Genomic DNA, 389 nt, shown 5'->3' on the forward strand with positions numbered 1-389 from the left:
ATGCGGGCCGTCGACGCCGCCAGCAGCCGTTCGGCCTGGCGCACGTCGGGCCGGCGCTTGAGCAGCGCCGCGCCGTCGCCGACGGGGATCGGCTGCTTCAGATGCGGCAACCGGCTGCAGGCGAGGGCGGCGGGCGGCAGATCGGACGGCGCGCGCGCGAGCAGCATCGCGAGCCGGTATTGCGCGGCGCGGCGGCGCGCGATGAAGCGCGGAATGTCGGCGGCGAGCGTGTCGGCCTGCGTCTGGCCGCGCGTCACATCGGGCTGGTTGCCACGGCCCGCGTCGCGCAGCCGCTGCGTGAGCTTGACCCGTTGCTTTTGCAAAGCCAGGGATTGCTGCGCGATCTCCAGTTCTTCGGCCGCCGAGCACGATTCGACATAGGCGCGCAC

1 protein-coding gene is annotated in these 389 nt (G+C 73.0%); it reads right to left on the reverse strand.

Annotated features, from left to right (window positions below):
• A partial coding sequence (locus GR197_RS31795; RefSeq protein WP_164016670.1) for a TolC family protein occupies nt 1-389 on the reverse strand: 389 nt, incomplete at both ends.

It is taken from the genome of Rhizobium phaseoli (assembly GCF_010668805.1).
Taxonomy (GTDB): Bacteria; Pseudomonadota; Alphaproteobacteria; order Rhizobiales; family Rhizobiaceae; genus Rhizobium; species Rhizobium phaseoli_A.